The following is an 18,050-nucleotide window of genomic DNA, read 5'->3' as shown; positions in this document are numbered from 1 at the left end:
AGTCCGCCGATGTCGAGCATGACGCAGTCCGGCTGCAGCTCCTTCACCAGGTTACGGATCCTCTGGTAGGAGACCGCCTGCTGCCCCATCTGCCATGCGTAACCGTCGGTCATGAACATATCGACGGTGCCGTAGTCGGTGAGCAACTCGGTGATCTGGTTGAGGATGAAGGTCATGTCGCCGGGCTGGATGGCATCGGTGACTTCGAGGCCGGTCACCTTGTGCCGGCTCTCCCATGCCTCGACGCCGAAGGTGCGGTCCCAGATCGAGTAGTAGAACCCGACCTTCAGCCCTCTCGCCCGGAAGGCGTCGCAGTACGCCCGCACGATGTCGTGCTTGTAGGAGCTGTTCGCGACGTTCTGGGTGCCATGGGCGCTGGGCCACAGGGCGAAGCCGTCATGGTGCTTGGTCGTCAGGATGCCGTAGCTCATCTTCGCGGCGACCGCCGCCTCGGCCCACTGCGCGCAGTTGACGCTCGGGGGAGCGAAGAGGGTGGGGCTCTGGTTCGGTGCCGCCCACTCCTCGTTCGTGAACGTGCCCAGGCTGAAGTGGTTGAACATGCCGAACCGCATGTCGACCATCCTGCTCAGGTTGGTCTGCGTGTCCGCGGCGGCCGCCTGCGACAGAAGGCCGGAGAAGCCGGGGACGATCGGCAGGGCGCTCGCGGCGGTCGCCGCACCCGCCGCGCCGAGAAACGTACGGCGAGACATTCTTCCTGAAGACATGGCCCACTCCTGTGAGTTGATGGCATTGACCGCGGTAGCGACGCCCCAGACGGCAGGCGACGCCGGCCTGGGTGTCAGGGCGTGCCGGGCGAGGGCATCCGCCGCCCGCCGGGCACCGTTGGCGGTGGACGCGTCGGCGATGTCGAGGCACTTGCCGCGGTGCTGGTCGCTTCGAACGGCGAGCCGGCACCCATGAGGCCTTCAGCCCTTCCCGCCGGTGGTCGCTATGCCCTGGACGAAGAACCGCTGGGCGACCAGGAACAGCACCAGGACAGGCGCGACGGAGACGCAACTTGCCGCCATCAGCGTGCCGTAGTCGGCGGCGTACAGGCTCTGGAAGAAGCGGATGCCGACGGGCAGCGTGAACTTCGACGAGTCGGTGAGGAAGATCAGCGGCCCGAAGAAGTCGTTCCAGGACGCGACGAACTGGAAAAGCGCCACCGTCAGCAGGGCCGGCCTGGACAGGGGCAGCGCGATCTGCACGTACTGCCGCAGCCGACTGGCGCCGTCGAGGTGGGCGGCCTCGAAGAGGTCCTTGGGAATGCCGAGGAAGAACTGCCGCAGCAGGAAGATGTAGAAGGCGCCGCCGACCCCGAGGAAGCTGGGCACCGTCAGCGGCAGGTAGGTGTCCAGCCAGCCCAGCCGCTGGTAGATCGAGTACGACGGGATCAGCGTGATGAACGGCGGCAGCATCATCGTGGAGAGCAGGACCGCGAAGAGCGGTCCGCGGCCCCGGGAGCGCAGGCGGGCGAAGGCGAAGCCGGCCAGCGAGCAGCACAGCACGGTGCCGACGGTGGAGATCACCGCCACCAGCACGGAGTTGCCGAAGTAGCGCCAGAGCGACACCCCGGCCGCGGCGGTGGAGAAGTTGCTGGTGTCGACACGGTCCGGCCAGAAGCTCGGCGGATACGCGGTGACCTCGCTGGGTTCCTTGAAGGCCCCGGCGAGCATCCAGAGGAAGGGGAGGAGGAAGAAGAAGGCGGCGATGCAGAGCGGGACATAGAGGGGCACGAGCGCGACGCGGCCCCGGGTCAGCGCCAGCCGCAGCGTGTGGCGCGAGCGTGCGGGCTTGGGGAAGGACGTGGTCAGGGTCATGGGTCCGGTTCCTCCTCTCAGGAGCCCAGGTAGTGGACATGGCGACGGGAGAGGCGCAGGACCACGGCGGTGAGGGCAACGATCACCAGGAACTGCACCCAGGCCAGGGCCGAGGCGTAGCCGACGTTGGAGTACGAGAACGCCTCGTTGTACAGGTAGAGGCCGAAGAAGTACGTGGCGCGTTCGGGGCCGCCGCCGGTCATGATGAAGGGCTCGGCGAACACCTGGAGCGCGCCGATCAGGCCGATGATGACGTTGAAGAGGATGACCGGGGACAGCAGCGGAACGGTGACGTTGCGAAACCGGGTCCACCAGCCGGCGCCGTCCACGACGGCGGCCTCGCGCAGGTCGGTGGGGATGTCCTGGAGGCCCGCCAGGAAGATGATCATGGCGCCACCGGTGGCGGTCAGGCTCATCAGGACCAGCGCGGGTATCGCCCAGGTGCTGCTGGCCAGCCAGTCGGGGCCGTCGATGCCGACCTGGCCCAGCAGGTAGTTCAGCACCCCCGCGGTGGGGTCGAACATCCACAGCCAGACGACGAAGAGCGGTACCCCCGTCACGATCGCCGGCAGGAAGAAGACGGTGCGGAAGAACGTCCGGCCCGGGATGCGGGTGTTGACCATGGCGGCCAGCACCAGGGCGAGCACGGTGCCCAGCGCCACCCGGGCACCCGCGTAGGCGAAGGTACGGCCGAAGGACGGCCAGAAGTCCGGATCCGAGGCGAACATCACCCGGAAGTTGCTGAGCCCGATGAACTCGGGTGCGTTCACGCCGTCCCAGCGGGTGAAGGAGGCGTACAGCGAGAAGACCATCGGGCCCAGGGTGAGCCCGACGAGGCCGACCAGCCACGGGCTCAGGAACAGCCAGAAGGCCGCGGATTCCGAGCCGAGCCCGCTTCGCCATCGCTTGACCACATTCATGTGAGTCTCCGTTCTGTCCGCTCAGGCCCGCAGGATCTCGGTACCGCGCTCCTGCACCTCGTCCAGGGCTTCGCGAACCGGGACGGCATGGTGCTGCACCGCCTGGACCTTCTGGCCCAGGACGTCCCACACCTTGTTGTAGATGCCGCCCTGGTAGGCGACGAGCTGGCCGGCCATGCCCTGGATCATCTGGTCCCAGGGGAGTTCGCGGTCCTCGGGAGCGAGGTCGCGCTGCCATTCGGCCGCCGACGTAGCCAGAGCCGGCGTGCCGATGGGCTTCAGGAGCCGCTGGGCGTCCGGGTCGGTGGACAGGAACGTGACGAAGTGCCAGGCCTCCTCCTTGCGTTGGGAGCCGTCGAAGATCGCCACGTTGTTGTTCTGGTAGGTGCCGACCCACTCCTCGGGGTAGGGCACCACGCCCCACTCGAATCGGGTGCCGATCTGCTGCCTGAGCGCGGTGAGCGCGTAGCCGGGGAACAGGTCCATCCCGAATATTCCGCTGGTGAAGTTCACCGCGTACTGGGACTGCGCGCCGGTCGGCATGGCCCGGTGCTTGTGGATGAGGTCCGAGATCAGCTCGACCGCGGAGACCATGCGCTCGTCCGTCGCGGTCATCGTCCGGCTCGCCACCGAGAACGGCAGGCCGCCGTGGACTGTGGCCACGTCGTAGGGGAAGATGCCGAAAGAGCTGGGAATGCCCCAGACTCGGTCGTCGCCGGACGCCACGGCCGCCGCCGTCTCGACGAAGTCGCGCTCGCGCCAGCCCGGCTGCGGGATCGGCAGCCCGCGCTTCGCGAGCAACGTCCGGTTGTAGGCGATGCCCTTGGGATAGACGATGAGCGGCAGGCACAGTACCTCGCCGCCGATCCGGGCCGGGTTGAGGGAACCGGGCACCCACAGGTCCTCCGTCAGGCCGTCGGCACGCATGAAGGAGGTCAGGTCGGCGTACCCGCCGAGCTGGCTCAGGCCCGAGACCCAGCTCTCCGCGACGATCATCACGTCGGGCGCGGTACCGGCGCGGAACATCAGGGGCAGGCGCTGGAAGAAGCCGAAGGAGTCGGCGTAGGTGTAGCTGATCCGCCTCCTGGGGTACTTGCGCCGGTAGAGCCGGACGATCTCCTGGAAGACGCCGATCGAGACGGTGTCGCCGTGGAACCCGAAGAACAGCTCATCGCGCCTGCGGGAGACTCCGCAGCCGGTCAGGCCGCCGGCCGTCGCGGTGGCCGCGCCCGCTGAGAGGGCCGCGCCCAGCACGCTCCTTCTGGTGATCCCTTCGGTGATGCTGTGTGATCTCATCGCAGCTCTATCGCCAGGCAGTTGACGTACGGGGAGGGGGCTCGGCCGGGCAGGTCCACGACGATGGCGCCGGCGGGGTAGATCCGGTCGAAGGGGACGGGGCCGGCGCCCAGCAGTCGCACGGAGGCGACGTGGTCGTCGGGGGTGAGGGCGTGGATGACGGTGCGCCCGTCCGCCGGCCACGCCATCTGGAAGGCGTAGACCGTGGAACCTCGCCGGGTGAAGCGGTAGTCGGCGCTGGTCCAGTCCACCCGCTCCTCGCGGAAGCCGTCCACGACGACGCCGCTGGGTCCCTCGGTCCCGTCGCGGAACGGCCGCGTGCCGTGGATGCCCTCGCCGCACAGCTCCATCCAGTCCGCGAGTTCGGCCAGCAGGTGGTGGCACTCCTCGTCCAGGGTGCCGTCCGGTCGCTGGGGGACGTTGAGCAGCAGGTTTCCGTTCTTCGCCACGACGTCGACCAGGATCTCGATCACGTGCGCGGGGGTCTTGTAGACGGCGCGCACGTCGTAGAACCAGCTGCCCAGGCAGGTGTCGGTCTGCCAGGGGTGCGGCGTCACGCGCCCTTCCTGGCTGCGCTCGACGTCCAGCACCCCGATGCGGCGGACGTCCTCCTGGCGGTCCTTGTGGGTGTAGACCGCCCGGTTCTCCCCGCCGTGCGCGGCCGCACTGGTGTTGTACAGGTGCGCGGCGGCGCGCAGCCCGGCGTCGATGCCGTGCGGGCCGAAGGGGGGCGCGCCGTCGGAGTAGAGCAGGTCGGGCCGGTACCGGTCGATCATCTCGGTGACGAGTTCCAGCCAGCGCCGCCGCCACCACCGGTTGCCGGTGTACCAGGGGGCGGCCGGGTCGGGGCGGCGGCCGGGGACGTGGTGCTCGCCGTTGGGCAGGTAGAAATCCTCGAAGGCGGTGTCCGTGCCGTCGTAGGGCACGCCCGCCCTCGGGCCGTGGGCGTCGGCGCCCTTGTTGACCGACCACCAGCTGAACGTGGCGCCCAGGTGCTCGGTCAGACCGAACGGCAGGCCGTGCCGGCGGGCGGCGGCCTGCCACAGCCCGATGATGTCCTTGCCCGGACCGACCTCGGCCGCGTTCCAGCGGTGCAGCCGCGAGGGGTAGGTGAGGAAGTAGTCGTGGTGCGAGGCGAGCGCCACGAAGTACCGTGCGCCGGCCCGGACATACAGATCCATCAATCCGTCCGGGTCGAAATTCTCGGCCTTCCAGAGGCGCACCAGATCCTTGTATCCGAAATCCGAGGGATGACCGTACGTGCGGACGTGATAGCGGTATTGGTCGGACCCTTCGACATACATGTTGCGGGCGTACCAGTCGCCGTATCTCGGTACGGACTGCGGCCCCCAGTGCGCCCATATGCCGAGCTTCGCGTCACGGAACCAGTCCGGGCACGTGAATTCTCCCAGCGATTCCAGCGTGGGCAGAAATGGGCCCTGTCGCGGCGGGTCGGACACCAGCCATCACTCCGATTCGGATTGATTCTGATCGATGCCGGACGACGGTAAAGGGGCAGCGGCCGGGCGGCCAATAGTCGGGGCGCGACATCGCTGGTCCGTTCTCACCATCTGGTGCGCCACGGAATTCGGGGCTAACGTCGCGTCATGCTGGATCAGCGATCACCCGTCAGGTGGACGGTGCCGCTGCAGGAACCACCGTCCATCGCGGAGGTCGGTGTGGGCAGGCACGGCATCACCAGCCTCACCGACGACTGGTGCCTGCAGGACCTGTGGTCCGTGCACCTCTATGGCTATAGCGGAGAGCTGGAGGTGCAAGGCGCCGTCCTTCCCATCGCTCCCGGGCGCGTGAGCCTGGTCCCCCCGGGCGTCGCCACCCGGTACCGCTACCGCGGCGAGGCGGTCCATCTGTTCGCCCACATCCGGCTGCCGGACGCCGCCGACCCTGGCGCCGGCGCCGAACTGCCCGCGATGCTGGAGTGCGGGGCGGACCTGCCCCGGATCCGCGACCGGTTCCAGACGGCACTGGAGTTCCACACGCGGCTGCCGCAGATGGCGCGGGCCGAGCTGTGGAGCCTGCTGTGCCAGCTCGCCGGCCGGCAGGTCTCGCGGTACGACGACGCCCTGGGACTGCACCCCGCGGTGCGTGCCGCGATCACCCGCATCGAGTCCCACCTGCGGGAGCCGCTGAGCGTGGCGGCGCTGGCCGACCACGTCGGCCTGTCCCACAACCACTTGGGCCGGCTGTTCCGGGCGCAGTTGGGCACCACGGTCGTCGCCTACATCAGGAGCCGCCGACTGGCCCGTGCCCATCACCTGCTGACCCGTGCCTCGCTGCCGGTCAAGGCGGTGGCCCCGATGGTGGGCTTCAGCGACCTCCAGAGCTTCAACAAGGCATTCCGGCGTGCCTACGGCGTGCCACCGACCGCCGCGCGCAACGGTGTCATGGGCGGGACCAACCATGCGGAACGCTAGGGCCCTTCTGATGGATCTCCGCAGGAGAAGGAGCGGCGTTCGGTGCGTGCGATCGGCGTGCGGTGCGGAGATCCATCAGAAGGGCCCTCGGGCCTGTCCGGCGGATCAGGTCGCAGGAAAGCAGCGGCGCCCCGTCAACGCCGGTGAGCGGGGGTGGCTCCGGGATGGGCGTGCCCCCGCGCGAGCGTGTTCGAGCGTGGGGGAGCGTGCAGCTGCAGGAACACGGCAGATGGGCGTGCAGACCCCGCGTCTGCGGCACGATCCGCCGGACAGGCCCTAGCCGTGCGCCGCATGCCGTCCACTCCTCCGCCGTCCACGGCGAGTACGCCGGGCCGCGGGCACCAGGAGCCCGATGAGCAGCCCGACGGCGAGGACGTACGGCCACCAGCCGAGACCGGTGTTCGCGGTGTTCGCGGTGCGCGTCTCGGCCGCGACGGCCCCGGGCGACGCCGTATCGCGAACGGACGGGGACGGGCTCGCGGCGACCGCGCTGAGCACGACGTCGTTGCCGTCCCCACCCCGATAGCTGATCCGGTACGTCGTGTCGGCGAGCTTCAGCTTCGCGCCCTCCTTCAGGTCGCGGAACGCGCCGGTGGTCTTGGAGCGCCCCGCGTGGTCGAGCACCGTGATCTCGCGTGCAGGGTCGGTCCCGGCGGCCGACAGATCCAGGTCCCCGGCCAGCCGTACCGGCCCCGTCACCTTCAACGGTTTGTCCCGCAGGACCAGTTCACCCTTCGCACTCTGGGTGTAGCCACCGGAGACGGTGAGACCCCCCGCGACGACCCCTTCATTCGTCACCGCCCCCTTCACCGTCCCCTTGCCGGTCAGCGTGGTCGTCACCCGCAGCCCCGCCGTCCCCGCGTCCAGCCGCGCCCCCGCCGAGGTGAGCCGGATCGACCTGCTGCGGGCGAGCGTCGCGCCGGAGCGCAGCGCGAGGGTCCCCTTCTTGACGGTCGTCGTCCCGGTGTACGTCACCGCCGTGCCCGTCAGTGTCGTCGTCGCCGCGCCGGACTGGACGAACGCCCCGGAGCCGCTCACCCGCGACAGCGACACCGGCGTCGAGGCGTTCTGTACGACCAGCGTTCCGTCGTTCACGACTCGACGGCGCTCGCTGCCCATCAGCAGGGAACCGTCCCCCTGCCTCGACCCCAGCCGCAGCACCGCGCCCTTCTCCACGGTCGTCGAGCCGTCGTAGTACTGCTTCGCCGCGAAGGTGACGTCGTTCCCGCGCGTCCCCGCGATCACGATGTCCCCGGCGCCGGGCGCGGACAGCGTGTCGTGGAAGCGGCCGCCGCCGATGGGCGCGCCGAGCGTCACCGGGCCGTTGTAGTCGAAGGTGAGCATCGAACGGGAGCGCGCCGCCAGCAGGTTGATGTAGACGGTCTCGGCGGTGCCCGGCATGAAGATCTTGTTCGTCGTCCCGTCGCCCCACTGGACGTTCGCGCCCTTGATGTTCGTGCCGCGCTTGTTGACGTTCTTGCGCGCGGGCGTCCAGTTCAGGGCGGGATCGCTGAGCGAGGGATCGGTGTCGCCGCCCTGGTTCGACCAGCTGTACTGCCCGGTCAGGACGACCTTGCTGCCCGGCCGCGACTGGACGTTGATGTCACTGCCGTACTCGCGCTGGTAGAAGTCCATGCCCATGGTGACGGTCTGGCCCAGTGGGGTGTCGACGGTGAAGGTGCCCTGGTTGAGGATCTTGCGCATGTTGGGCAGTGACGTCGCGTACTCCGGGCGCCCGGCGTTCATCTGCGTGCCGTTGTCGATCACCCCGGAGAAGGAGTGGGTGCCCGACAGGTCCCAGGTGCCCCAGAGGAACCTCGGCTGGGTGATCAGCCCGGAGCCGCTGATGTTGCCCAGGTTGTAGGCGCTCTTGAGGGAGAGCCGCAGGGTGCCGTTGACCCGGATGTTGTCCTGGTTGAGCCGGAACGCCGGGGTGTTGTACGGGAAGTGGCCGATCAGGCCGGTCGTGCCGCCGTTGCCGTACTGCAAGGTGGCGCCGCGCTCGACCGTGATGGCGGGCGGGTCCGGGTTGGTGACGGTGACGTAGGGGTGGTTGCCGCCCTGCGTGCTCACCTTCTGCCGCTGCCGGGCCTTCGGCAGCGTGAAGTCGCTGTCCTTGGTCAGCACCAGCGTTCCGCTGCCGCGCACGGTGAGCGTGCCCTCGCCGCGGAACACGCCGTCGTACATCGTTGTCCCCGAGCGCACGGTCACGACCGTGTCGCCGCTGAGCGTCACGTCCCGGTCGGCGAGCACGTCGGCGGTCACGTCGCGAGGGCCGGCCGCTGCCGCCGGGGGAGCGATGACGGTGAGGGCGGCCACGGCCGCGAGGGCGCCGACGGCCGCTGCTGTCTTGTGGGTATGGCTGCGCACGTGAGCGGAGACGGGGCGGGACGGCGACTGATAACAGAAATCTGTCGACAGGATCCGGCATCCGGCGGACAGCGGACAGGATTCGACAAGCGGCCGACCGGATCCGGCAGACAGTCGACAGAATCCGGCAGGCGGCCGACCGGATCCGGCATGGATCAAGCAGTCCCACCCCCCACTTACAGAAAGCGCATTCTTCATCCCGTCCAACCCGTTGACCTCCCCGTTCCACACCCTTACCTTTTCGGCGTTCGTCATAACAAATGGTGTTCGTGATATCGAACGTCACTCTCAGGACACCCCACCCCCGAGAGGCAGTCCGCATGAGCCGCGACAACGACCTGCCCGAAGCCGCCGAGGCCCCCAGCCGCAGACTGATGCTGAAGGGCGCCCTGGCCGCCGGCGCCCTGGCGGCCGCCCCCGGCATCGCCCACGCCGCCCCGACCCCGAAGGCAGCCCCCTACGTGAACCCGCTCGTCCGCAACCGCGCCGACCCGCACATCCACCGTCACGCCGACGGCTGCTACTACTTCACGGCCACCGCCCCCGAGTACGACCGGATCATCCTGCGCCGCTCCCGCACCCTGAACGGCCTCGCGACCGCCGCCGAGTCCGTCATCTGGCGCAAGCACGCCACCGGGAACATGGGTGCGCACATCTGGGCGCCGGAGATCCACCGCATCGGCGGCAAGTGGTACATCTACTTCGCCGCTGCGCCCGCCGAGAAAATATGGGACATCCGCATCTGGGTCCTGGAGAACGCGAGCCGCGATCCCTTCAAGGGCACCTGGGTCGAGCGCGGCCAGCTCAAGACGGCGTGGGAGACCTTCTCCCTCGACGCCACCACCTTCACCCACCGGGGCTCCCGCTACCTCGCCTGGGCGCAGCACGAGCCCGGCTTGGACAACAACACGGGCATCTTCCTGTCCAGGATGGCGAACCCGTGGACCCTGAAGGGCCCCCAAGTCCGGCTCTCCACCCCGGAGTTCGACTGGGAATGCATCGGCTTCAAGGTCAACGAGGGCCCGTCGGTCATCACCCGCAACGGACGCCTCTTCATGTCGTACTCGGCCAGTGCCACCGACGCCAACTACTGCATGGGCCTGCTGACCGCCGACGTGGACAGCGACCTCATGAACCCGGCCAGCTGGTCCAAGTCGCCCACGCCCGTCTTCACCAGCAACGACACCACCAAGCAGTACGGCCCCGGCCACAACAGCTTCACGGTCGCCGAGGACGGCCGCAGTGACGTCCTCGTCTACCACGCCCGCCAGTACAAGGAGATCAACGGCGACCCGCTGAACGACCCCAACCGCCACACCCGCGTCCAGAAGCTCGGCTGGAACGCCGACGGCACCCCGAACTTCGGCATACCGGTGGCCGACACGGCCGCCGCGACGGTGAAGGAGAGTGCGTGAGATGAGACGTGCCTACGCCGCCCTCCTCGCCCTCTGCCTGGCACTGCTCGGCGCCCTGGCCACCGCCGGACCCGCCCAGGCCGCACCTCAGACGATCACCAACGGCACGCAGTTCACCGACACTTCGGGCAACCCCGTGCACGCCCACGGCGGCGGCGTCATCAAGGTCGGGAACTACTACTACTGGTTCGGCGAGCACCGCAACGCCGACAACACCTTCCGGTATGTGGACGCCTACCGCTCCACCGACCTGAAGAACTGGGAGTTCCGCAACCACGTCCTGACCGAGTCGAGCGCCCCCGAACTGGCCACCGCCAACATCGAACGCCCGAAGGTCATGTACAACGCCTCCACCGGCAAGTTCGTCATGTGGATGCACAAGGAGAACGGCACCGACTACAGCGAGGCCCGCGCCGCCGTCGCCGTCTCCGACACGGTCGACGGCAACTACACCTACCGGGGCAGCTTCCGCCCGCTCGGCCAGCACATGTCCCGTGACATCACGGTCTACGTCGACACCGACGGCGCCGGCTACATGATCTCCGCCGCCCGCGAGAACTACGACCTGCACATCTACCGGCTCACCGCCGACTACACCGGCATCGCGAGCCTGGTCGCCAACCCCTGGCCGGGCGGCCACCGCGAGGCGCCGGCGCTCTTCAAGCGGGGCAACGTCTACTTCATGCTGACCTCGGGCGCGACCGGCTGGAACCCCAACCAGCAGCAGTACGCCACCGCCACGAACCTCGCCGGTCCCTGGTCGGCGATGAAGAACGTCGGCGACTCGACGACATACGGTTCGCAGACCACGTACGTCCTTCCCGTGCAGGGCAGTTCGGGCACCTCGTACCTCTACATGGGCGACCGCTGGGGCAACTCCTTCGGCGGGACCGTCAACGACTCGCGGTACGTGTGGCTGCCGTTGGCCTTCCCGAACTCGACCTCGATGTCCATGTCCTGGTCGCCGGAGGTCACGATCGACACGGCCGCCGGGACGATCAGCGGCACGAGCGCCACGTACAACACACTGATCGCCCGGCACAGCGGCAGGTGCGCGGACGTGACGAGCCAGTCGCTGTGGCAGGGCGCGCAGATCAAGCAGTACGACTGCAACGGCGGCAACAACCAGAAGTACTGGTTCAAGTCCGTCGGCAGCGGCTACTACCAGCTGATGGTCCGCAACAGTTCCCTGTGCCTGCGGGAGAACGCCAGCACGGTCACCCAGGAGAACTGCAACGCCTCCGCCACCAACCAGCAGTGGTCGGTGACCACCACCGGTTCCTACGTGAACATCAAGTCCCGCGCGACCGGTGAGTGCCTGGACGTGAACGGCGCGTCCACCGCCAACTCCGCCGCGATCATCACGTACACCTGCAATGGAGCGACCAACCAGCAGTGGACGCGCGGAACATGAAGACCACCGACCAGATGGCCAGACGGTCAGGCCAGCAGGTCGATCGCGTCGATTGAGGTCCCCGCGCTGAGGAAGCCGGTCGTCCCCGACCCGCTCACCACGTCGATCCTGAGCACGTTGTACTGGCTCGTGTCCGTCTTCCAGGCGGACGCCGGGACGTTGTACGTGAACGTGTGGTTGTTGCCCCGGTACGAGCCGTTGGTCAGCGACCGGGTGTTCGGCTGGGTGGGCGGCGAGGGGATGGCCGAGGTCCAGGCGTCGTTGACGGCGACCTGCGGGCGGCCGTTGGCGTAGGCCGTCGTCACGCCGATCCGCAGGGTGTGCGCGGCGGCGGCCTGGGCGGCGGTCAGCCTGAAGTACACGAGCAGGCCGCTGTTGACGTCCTTCCAGAGGTAGCAGGGGAAGGCCGAGGTCTCGCTGCCGCTGCCGATCACCACGTTGCCGGTCCAGGCGGCGGCCCGGACGTCCGACGGGTGCGCGTACGTCATCAGGTCGGCGTTCTTGAAGCCGCTCGGCGTGCCGTTCCAGTCGTTGATCCGCCAGATCGCGCTCGCGTTGCTCGGGTCGTTCGACGACGGGACGGCGATCGAGTTGAGGGTGGTCGTCCCGCCGGCGGATACGGTCACCGATGTACTGTATACAGCCAACTCGCTCTTGTAGACGGTCAACGTGTACGTCCCCGGCAGTACCCCGCCGATCGAGAAGTAGCCGTCGGACGCCCTTGCCGAACCCCAGTACTGCGCCGCCGAGTTGGCGAGCCCGACGGTGTACGCGTGCGCGGTGTTCCGGCCCGTGATGCCGACCCCCGCGACCCGGCCCCGGCCGCTCGCGCCGACGTACCCGGAGATCCCGAGCGAGTCGGCCCACGAGGTGGTCAGGGCGCCCGGGAAGAGCGACGAGGAGGGCGCTCCGCCGTCCGTGAAGGAGATGACGTACGGGCCCTGGAGGCCGAAACGCTGGGCCTCGGTCTGGTTCTGGCCGTAGTACAGGATCTCGTACAGGCCGCCGCCGTCCGCGCTCTGGTGGCGCAGGAGGGAGCGGTAGAAGGGACCGCCGGAGGCCTTCTCGTGGTTGCTGCGCACCATCCACAGCCCGACGCCGCCGCTGCTCCAGCCGATGTAGTCGTAGTCCATCACCCGCAGCTTCGAGAAATGCTTCGAGCGGGTCTGGCCGTCGGACTTCGCGAACACGTCCGAGGCCTCGATGGTGCTGTTCGTGTACGTGTAGGAGTCGGGCTCGTCGTTGAGGAACAGGCCCTTCTTCACGCGCACGATGTAGCGGGTCGCGGAGACGGACGTGTCGGCCTTGTTGGTCCACAGGTAGACGTTGTTCTCGCCGCTGCGGGCCGCGTAGTAATGCTTCAGCGTGCCGTACGCGACGGAGATCAGGATCGTCGAACCGGACTGCCTGATGCTCACGGTGGAGGTGCCGAGGCCGGACTCGATGTGCGAGTTCATGCCGCCATAGCCCTGGTACTCCACGCCCCGGTAGACCAGCGAGGTCAGGTCGCCGTTGGTCTTGCTGACCTTGAATACGAGGTTGGCGCCGGTGTCGACGACGTACTGCGAACCGTCGTCTGTATACCCGAAGCCGGCGGCGGACGCGCTCTGCGCGAGCGGCCCGGCGAGGGCGGCCGAACCGGCGGCGGCCGCGGTTCCGAGCACGAAGGTACGGCGACGGACCGGTCTGTTCGAGGATCCGGACATGGGGGTGCCTCCTTCGGAGGGAGGGGGGAGGGAGGGGGATGTGGGGGTGCGGGTGCGTGTGATGGTTGGCAGAGTGACAGTTGAATCGATTTCGCGAAAGGGCTTTCGCTCCCTGGAGGTTGGCAACCTTGCAAATCCGGTCCAAGGTCTAGAAAGCGCTTGCCAGCAGCGGTACCGTCCTGCGGCCAGGCCTTGTCGCAGGAGTGTCGGAGGAGCCGTATGAGACGTTTCAACCTCGCCCTACTGGCGGCGCTGACCCTGAGCGCCGGCCTGACCGCCCTACCGGCCCAGGCCCACGACCGGAAACCGCTGGGCATCGAGAACTGCACCGCCACCGCCTGCCACTTCGACGTCCCGCCCGGCACCTACGACGTGAAGGTCCTCCTCGGCGGCGACGCCGAGTCGAGCACGAGCATCGGTGGCGAGACCCGGCGCTCGCTGCTCCCCGAGACCTCGGTTGCCGCAGGCGAGCGGATCGCTCGCAGCTTCACCGTGAACGTCCGCACGCCCGAGGGCGAGCCGACCGGCCCCGAGGGCACTCCGGGCCTGGACCTCGTACTCGGCGGCCCGGCCCCCGCACTCGCCGACATCAAGGTGACCCCCGCCCGGCACGCCCGCCAGATCTTCCTCGTTGGCGACTCCACCGTCTGCGACCAGCCCGGCGACCCGTACTCCGGCTGGGGCCAGCAACTGCCCCAGTACCTGCGCAAGGGCGTGTCCGTCGCCAACTACGCCGACTCCGGCGAGAGCACGGTGTCGTATCTCGCCGACACGCGGTTGTGGGCCACGGTCCAGCCGCAGATCCGCCGCGGCGACCTGGTCCTCATCCAGCTCGCCCACAACGACAAGACGACGGACGAGGTGACCTACCGGGCCAATCTTGAGAGCCTGGTGGCGGGTGTGCGGGAGAAGGGCGGAAAGCCGGTCCTCGTCACCCCGATCGTGCGACGCTGGTTCAACTCCGACGGCACCCTGAACAACAACACCGCGCTCCTGGTCAACGGACTCGGCGTCGACCACCCGGCCGTCATACGCTCGGTCGCCGCCGCCGAGGACGTCCCACTGGTCGACCTGACGGCGAAGACGAAGGCGGTCGTGGAGGCCCTCGGCGTCGAGGCCTCCAAGGCGCTGTACCTCTACAACGAGAAACGGGACAACACCCACACCTCCACCCACGGCGCCACGGTCTACGCGGGCCTGGTTCGCGACGAACTCGTCGCCCAGCACCTGGTGCCGCAGGGCCTGGTCAGGGTGGGATGAACGCCTGGGGCGCTCCGACCGGAACCGGGGCGCCCCAGGTCTGAACCGTCCGAGCCGGAAAGAGAGCCATGCACCTGCCCCCCGACGACCGCACCCTCAGCCCGCACACCGGCTACACCCGTGCCCACTGGGAGGCGGCCGCCGACGCCCTGCTGGCCGCCGTGGAGACGTACGCCACCGAGGACCGCGCCCTCTACCACTTCCCCGGCGACCACGAGAGCTGGTCCGGCCGGCTCTCCGACGGCCTGGAGGGCTACGCCCGTACGCTGCTGCTGGCGGCGTTCCGCCGCGACGAGACGGCCCTTGAGCGGTACGCCGACGGACTCGCCGCCGGCGTCTCGGGCGTCTGGCCCCGCATCGAGGACCGCAGCCAGCCGATGGTCGAGGCGGCGTCGATCGCCCTCGCGCTGCGCCTGACCCGCCCGCTGCTGTGGGACCGCCTGGACGAGGATGTACGGCAGCGGGCGGCGGCCTGGCTCGGCGACGCGCTGACGGCCGAAGCCTGGCCGTGCAACTGGGAGTTGTTCCCGGTCACGGTCGGCGGCTTCCTGCTGTCGGTCGGGTACGAACCCGAGGCGTCCCGCAAGGCGATCGACCGGGGTCTGGAGCGCATCGAGGAGTGGTACGTCGGCGACGGCTGGTACACGGACGGCGACGGCCGCAAGTTCGACTACTACAACGGCTGGGCCATGCACCTGTATCCGGTGTTGCACGCATGGCTGGCAGACGACAGTCGACTGTTGAATGTATACGGTGGCCGACTGGAGGCTTATCTCGCCGACTACGCCCGCCTGTTCGGCGGCGACGGCGCCCCGATGCATCAGGGACGTTCTCTGACCTACCGCTTCGCGACGACGGTCCCGCTGTGGCTCGGCGCCCTGACGGGCCGTACGCCGCTGCCGCCGGGGGAGACGCGGCGCCTGGCCTCGGGGGCACTGAAGTACTTCCTCGACCGGGGCGCGGTCGACGAGAGCGGCCGGCTCACCCTCGGCTGGCACGGCCCCAACTCCGCAGTGCTGCAGGGCTATTCGGGACCGGCGTCGCCGTACTGGGCGAGCAAGGGCTTCCTGGGCCTGCTGCTCCCACCGGACCACGAGGTCTGGACGGCCCTGGAGGAACCCGGCCCGGCCGAACGCACGGACGCGGTGACGCCGATCCCCGCCCCCAACTGGCTGCTCCAGTCGACGAGTTCGGACGGCGTGGTCCGCCTGCACAACCACGGCAGTGAGGACGTCCGTTACGACCCTTACTACACGCGGCTCGCGTACTCGACGGCGACGGAGCCTTCGGCCTCGTCGGCGTCGTCCGCCTCGTGCGACAACAGCGTGATCGTCGGCGACGATCCCAGCCGTACCGGCATCGAACCGCTGGGTGTCGGGGACGGGTGGGTGGCCTCGCGGCACCAGGCGGGCGGGGGAGCGCGGGTGACCAGCGTGGTGCTGGCGCACGGGGCGGCGGAGGTACGGGTCCATCTCGTGACGGGCGCCAAGCCGGGGACGCCGGTGCGGGTCACCGGGTGGGCGGCGAGGGACGGCGTGCGGGCGGAACTGCTTCCCGTCGTAGGCCTGAGCGACGACCTCACGGGCGTCACGGGCGACGGCGACACGCTCTTCGTCGCGCTGGCCCGCCTCACCGCCGAGCCGGAACCGGTTCCGCTGGTCGCGACGGTCACTGTGCGGGTGGAGGGGGCGGATGAGATCCATGTCCGCTGGAGCGGAGGCCCGGAGGTGCGGGTCCGGCCGGCGGATGGAGCGGTCGTCTCGTAACCTCGTACGGACTCTCGTACAGGCCTCTACAACCTTCTACGGATCAGAACACTTGCCGCCGCGGCAGACGACTGACCACGGCGACGGTCGCCAGAGCCGCAAGAGTCCACACCGCGTAGACGGCGTAGTCGGAGAGTGTCCCAGCAGCTGTCCGACTGTCCCAGCACCAGCCTTGACGACCTGCATAAATGGACGCGACAGCGGAATCCGGGTGGCGCCGCGACGGTGTTCAGGGTCTCGCTCAAGGCGGTGGACAAGTGGTGGGCGAAGTGGCTGGCGGGTGGGCGCGAGGCGCTGGTGGCCCGGCCGCGTGGGTGCCGGGTCGGCGAGCATCAGGTTCTCGATGCGGTCGAGCAGCAGGCGATCCGGCAGGCCGTACTGGATCACCGTCCCTGTGACCTGGGGGGGGGCTGGCTGGGCAGCTTTGGGCGCGGGCCGGGGTGGGGGATCTGATCGCGGGCCGACGAACGGGCACCCCGTCGGGTCACTGGGTCGTCGATCGGTAGGGCGTCCGCCGTAGGAAAACTCATCGCGCCCGGCCCCAAGACCGTACTCAGGAATCTGGTCAGACGTTCGATCCGTCGGGATGCTCAGCGCAACCCGGGTTGTTCGGTGTCAGAGACCGCAAAGGGGACCTACGGCTATGAAGGCGATCGTTCAGGATGCGTACGGGTCGGAAGATCTCCTGGACCTGCGTGACATCGACCGCCCCGTACCGGGCGACGACGAGGTGCTCGTCGAGGTACGTGCCGCCGGTGTGGGGCCCGAAGTGTGGCACCTGATGACAGGCAAGCCGTACGTGGCCCGGGTCGCCCTCGGACTTCGCAGGCCCAAGAACCCCGTCCGCGGCTGGGACGGGGCCGGGCGCATCGAGGCGGTCGGGGCGAAGGTGACCGACTTCAAGCCGGGGGATGAGGTGTTCGGCAACTGCGAGGGGGCCTTCGCCGAGTATGCGCGTGCCAAGGCCGACAAGATTGTGCTCAAGCCCGCCAACCTCACATTCGAGCAGGCCGCCGCCCTCCCCGTCTCCGGCATGACCGCCCTCCAGGCCCTCAGCGGCAAGTCCCGCCCCCAGCCCGGTCAACGGGTCCTCGTCATCGGCGCGTCCGGCGGCGTGGGAACGTACGCCGTCCAGCTCGCCACGATGTACGGCGCCGAGGTCACCGGCGTCTGCGGTCCCGCCGGCGCGGCCCTCGTCCGGTCCCTGGGCGCCACCCACGTCATCGACTACACGCGCGAGGACATCACCGACAGCCCGCACCGCTATGACGTCATCGTCGACAACGCGGGACTTCGGCCGCTGCCCGTACTCCGCCGAGCCCTCACGCCACGCGGCACTCTCGTCATCGTCGGCGGCGAGGGCGGGAGCGGCTTCCTCGGCGGTATGAGCCGTGGCCTGTGGGCCGTCCTGCTCTCCCCCTTCATCGCCCAGAACCTCCGCAACCTCATCTCCCTCACCCGCCGCGAGGACCTCCTGACCCTGAAGGACCTCACCGAGAAGGACCAGATCACCCCGGTCATCGACCGCACCTACCCCCTCGCCGAGGCACCCGCAGCCATCCACCACCTGAGGCAGGGCCACCCCCGGGGCAAGCTCGTCGTCACCATCTGACGGCTGCCCGCCCCCAGTCCGGTCAGCGGGCCGGAA

14 protein-coding genes are annotated in these 18,050 nt (G+C 68.9%); 7 read left to right on the top strand and 7 right to left on the bottom strand.

Translation table 11 applies throughout. The features are described 5' to 3' along the window. The 5 genes from ABT063_RS29065 to ABT063_RS29045 all read right to left on the bottom strand — a co-directional run. A partial coding sequence (locus ABT063_RS29065; protein WP_351062248.1) for an alpha-L-fucosidase occupies positions 1–725 on the bottom strand: 725 nt, incomplete at its 3' end. A gap of 201 nt (positions 726–926) precedes the next feature. Further along, complete coding sequence (locus ABT063_RS29060) at positions 927–1,820, bottom strand: carbohydrate ABC transporter permease (protein ID WP_351062246.1); 894 nt, start codon at positions 1,818–1,820, stop codon at positions 927–929. Between the two features lie 17 nt (positions 1,821–1,837). Next, positions 1,838–2,740, bottom strand: a complete 903-nt coding sequence (locus ABT063_RS29055; RefSeq protein ID WP_351062244.1) for a carbohydrate ABC transporter permease — start codon at positions 2,738–2,740, stop codon at positions 1,838–1,840. A 21-nt stretch (positions 2,741–2,761) separates the two neighbouring features. Beyond that, entirely contained in the window at positions 2,762–4,036 is a 1,275-nt protein-coding gene (locus ABT063_RS29050) for an extracellular solute-binding protein (RefSeq protein ID WP_351062242.1), read from the bottom strand. Next, on the bottom strand, positions 4,033–5,496 hold the full coding sequence (locus tag ABT063_RS29045) for an alpha-L-fucosidase (protein WP_351062240.1): 1,464 nt from the start codon (positions 5,494–5,496) through the stop codon (positions 4,033–4,035). The genes ABT063_RS29050 and ABT063_RS29045 overlap by 4 nt, the downstream gene beginning before the upstream one ends. A 147-nt stretch (positions 5,497–5,643) precedes the next feature. Here ABT063_RS29045 and ABT063_RS29040 point away from each other — a divergent pair, with 147 nt between their 5' ends. Then, positions 5,644–6,471 carry a helix-turn-helix domain-containing protein gene (locus ABT063_RS29040; protein WP_351062238.1) on the top strand — a complete coding sequence of 276 codons (828 nt, stop codon included), beginning with the start codon at positions 5,644–5,646 and terminating at the stop codon, positions 6,469–6,471. Positions 6,472–6,747: 276 nt separating this feature from the next. Here the strand turns inward: ABT063_RS29040 and ABT063_RS29035 are convergent, their stop codons facing one another. Then, entirely contained in the window at positions 6,748–8,841 is a 2,094-nt protein-coding gene (locus ABT063_RS29035) for an autotransporter (protein ID WP_351062237.1), read from the bottom strand. A gap of 320 nt (positions 8,842–9,161) precedes the next feature. Here ABT063_RS29035 and ABT063_RS29030 point away from each other — a divergent pair, with 320 nt between their 5' ends. Both ABT063_RS29030 and ABT063_RS29025 read left to right on the top strand, forming a co-directional pair. Beyond that, positions 9,162–10,256, top strand: a complete 1,095-nt coding sequence (locus tag ABT063_RS29030) for a glycoside hydrolase family 43 protein (protein ID WP_351062235.1) — start codon at positions 9,162–9,164, stop codon at positions 10,254–10,256. A gap of 1 nt (position 10,257) precedes the next feature. Then, positions 10,258–11,670, top strand: a complete 1,413-nt coding sequence (locus ABT063_RS29025) for an RICIN domain-containing protein (protein WP_351062233.1) — start codon at positions 10,258–10,260, stop codon at positions 11,668–11,670. 26 nt (positions 11,671–11,696) lie between these two features. On the opposite strand, the gene ABT063_RS29020 is transcribed toward ABT063_RS29025, so the two are convergent. Then, entirely contained in the window at positions 11,697–13,376 is a 1,680-nt protein-coding gene (locus ABT063_RS29020) for a rhamnogalacturonan lyase B N-terminal domain-containing protein (protein ID WP_351062231.1), read from the bottom strand. A 219-nt stretch (positions 13,377–13,595) separates the two neighbouring features. Here ABT063_RS29020 and ABT063_RS29015 point away from each other — a divergent pair, with 219 nt between their 5' ends. From ABT063_RS29015 to ABT063_RS29000, 4 genes are all read left to right on the top strand, one after another. After that, positions 13,596–14,636, top strand: coding sequence for a rhamnogalacturonan acetylesterase (locus tag ABT063_RS29015; RefSeq protein WP_351062229.1), 1,041 nt, complete (start codon positions 13,596–13,598; stop codon positions 14,634–14,636). Positions 14,637–14,704: 68 nt separating this feature from the next. Next, positions 14,705–16,402 carry a DUF2264 domain-containing protein gene (locus tag ABT063_RS29010; protein ID WP_351062227.1) on the top strand — a complete coding sequence of 566 codons (1,698 nt, stop codon included), beginning with the start codon at positions 14,705–14,707 and terminating at the stop codon, positions 16,400–16,402. Positions 16,403–16,537: 135 nt separating this feature from the next. Then, complete coding sequence (locus ABT063_RS29005; RefSeq protein WP_502990904.1) at positions 16,538–16,855, top strand: helix-turn-helix domain-containing protein; 318 nt, start codon at positions 16,538–16,540, stop codon at positions 16,853–16,855. Positions 16,856–17,045: 190 nt separating this feature from the next. Continuing rightward, complete coding sequence (locus tag ABT063_RS29000) at positions 17,046–18,014, top strand: NAD(P)-dependent alcohol dehydrogenase (protein WP_351062225.1); 969 nt, start codon at positions 17,046–17,048, stop codon at positions 18,012–18,014. The last annotated feature ends 36 nt before the right edge of the window (positions 18,015–18,050 follow it).

The organism is Streptomyces sp. NPDC002838 (assembly GCF_040295365.1).
GTDB lineage: Bacteria > Actinomycetota > Actinomycetes > Streptomycetales > Streptomycetaceae > Streptomyces.
The sequence above is the reverse complement of the archived record's forward strand: the minus strand, read 5'-3'. Positions and strand labels throughout refer to the sequence as shown.

Bases quoted from the DNA above. Each gene is read 5' to 3' on its own strand.
- ABT063_RS29015 (WP_351062229.1), top strand. From the start codon at position 13,596: ATGAGACGTTTCAACCTCGCCCTACTGGCGGCGCTGACCCTGAGCGCC.
- ABT063_RS29000 (WP_351062225.1), top strand. From the start codon at position 17,046: ATGAAGGCGATCGTTCAGGATGCGTACGGGTCGGAAGATCTCCTGGAC.
- ABT063_RS29050 (WP_351062242.1), bottom strand. From the start codon at position 4,036: ATGAGATCACACAGCATCACCGAAGGGATCACCAGAAGGAGCGTGCTG.
- ABT063_RS29030 (WP_351062235.1), top strand. From the start codon at position 9,162: ATGAGCCGCGACAACGACCTGCCCGAAGCCGCCGAGGCCCCCAGCCGC.
- ABT063_RS29060 (WP_351062246.1), bottom strand. From the start codon at position 1,820: ATGACCCTGACCACGTCCTTCCCCAAGCCCGCACGCTCGCGCCACACG.
- ABT063_RS29040 (WP_351062238.1), top strand. From the start codon at position 5,644: ATGCTGGATCAGCGATCACCCGTCAGGTGGACGGTGCCGCTGCAGGAA.
- ABT063_RS29055 (WP_351062244.1), bottom strand. From the start codon at position 2,740: ATGAATGTGGTCAAGCGATGGCGAAGCGGGCTCGGCTCGGAATCCGCG.
- ABT063_RS29025 (WP_351062233.1), top strand. From the start codon at position 10,258: ATGAGACGTGCCTACGCCGCCCTCCTCGCCCTCTGCCTGGCACTGCTC.
- ABT063_RS29010 (WP_351062227.1), top strand. From the start codon at position 14,705: ATGCACCTGCCCCCCGACGACCGCACCCTCAGCCCGCACACCGGCTAC.
- ABT063_RS29020 (WP_351062231.1), bottom strand. From the start codon at position 13,376: ATGTCCGGATCCTCGAACAGACCGGTCCGTCGCCGTACCTTCGTGCTC.